This is a genomic window from Phyllobacterium sp. P5_D12 (assembly GCF_054049495.1).
On record NZ_JBFUMG010000762.1, the window covers coordinates 1 to 1,663 of the forward strand.

At 57.9% G+C, this 1,663-nt stretch carries 2 protein-coding genes; both read right to left on the bottom strand.

Going from position 1 to position 1,663, the window contains the following annotated elements; translation table 11 throughout:
* Nucleotides 1-1,066, bottom strand: a 1,066-nt coding sequence (locus ACXJ5O_RS26160; protein ID WP_457302454.1) for an NAD(P)/FAD-dependent oxidoreductase, incomplete at its 3' end; no start/stop codon positions are given.
* Nucleotides 1,067-1,079: 13 nt separating this feature from the next.
* The coding region (locus ACXJ5O_RS26165) for an ABC transporter permease (protein WP_457302455.1) at nucleotides 1,080-1,663 on the bottom strand (584 nt) is incomplete at its 5' end.

A 1,663-nucleotide genomic window follows, 5' to 3' on the forward strand; every position in this document is an offset into this window, starting at 1 on the left:
GGCGTGGAACTGTACGATATTGCATGTCGAGTTCGCCAAACCACAAATAGTCCCAACGGATGTCTCGATCGATTTGCGGATGAAGCCATTTGAGCCGATCAGTCATTACCTGCTTGGTATACGCCAAATCCTTGCCCCGCCGGCCCATGGGGAACATCGATGCCACGATGCGCCCTTCAGCGTTGTATTTATAGACAAAGATGTCGCCGCGCCCATCGTGGATTGTCGTGTTCTGCGGCAATATGGTTTTACGTGCAGCGTCACTCAGTGGCTGTGTCGCGGCCACGAACACACGTTGAATCTTGAATGTGTTTTCTAGGCCTGGCCAGCCATCGACCGTATAGGCGCCCGTACCAAAGATGACCTTGTCCGCGATCACGCTTCCTCCGGACGTTTTGACCGCCCATGCTCCACCCTCGCGCTCAACCTTTGTCACAGCCGAATGCGTATGGATCGCGCCGCCTTCCGAGATCACGGCGCGTGCCAGGCCACGTGCATATCCAAGTGCATTGAGATGCCCGGCTTCGGAATGAAACCAGCCGCCATGGAACCGCGGGCTGCCAGTTATCGTCTCGACTTCGCTCTTGTCCAGAACGCGTGTCTTCGCACCCACGGCGTTATAATCCCGCGCCTTTTCTTCGATGGTTGTCATGGCACTCGGCGTATGCGCACCCATGACATACCCGTTTTGCTGCCACTCACAGTCGATCATGTAGCGCTTGATCATGTCGGAGACGCGATCGTTCGCGCGGGTTTGACGCTGTATCAACCGTTCGGCCCAAGGCTCGCCCAGCATCTTGCGAAGTTCCGGCAAGCTATAATGCGTGAACGTCGGGGTACAGTGTCCCGCATTCCGGCCAGAGCCGCCAAACCCGATCTCCTGTGCCTCAAGGAGCACGACCTTCACACCCGAACGCGCAAGTTGCAGCGCGGTCGTCAAGCCCGTGTAACCCCCGCCGACGATGCAGACATCGGCCGTGGTTGTACCCTCCAACTTCGATGTCTCTGGCGCAGGTGCCGCCGTCGCATACCAGAGCGTCGCTTCGAAGGGAGAGAATTTCGGCACTATCCGCCCTCCCCTAGTTCAAGTCGCTGCGCGCATCGAGCGCGTCGCGCAGGCCATCGCCGATGAAATTAAAACTGGTGACCGCAAGCGTGATCGCCACACCGGGAATGATTGCCAGCCAAGGAGCGGACTGCAGATATTGCTGCGCTCCATTGAGCATATTGCCCCAGCTCGGAAGCGGCGGCTGAATTCCATAGCCGAGGAAACTCACATAGGCTTCGAGAAGTATCGCTCTGGCTACGGTCAGCGTAGCGGCGACGATGATCGGTCCCATCGCATTCGGCAGCAGCTCGCGAAACATGATCCAGCGATTGCTGAGGCCAAGCATACGTGCGGCCATGATGAAGTCGCGCTCACGCAGCGAGCGCACTTCCGCCTCAACGATGCGTGCGACTTCCATCCAGCTGGTGATCGCGATGATCACTGTGATCATGATCGGACTGGGCTTGATGAAAGCAGCCAGCGCCAAGAGCAGGAAAATGCTGGGAAATGACAGGACCGCATCGACAAACCGCATCAGGACGGTGCCGATTCGTCCGCCGTAATACCCTGCGACGACGCCGATCGTTGCGCCGATCATTGTGCTCAGGATCATTG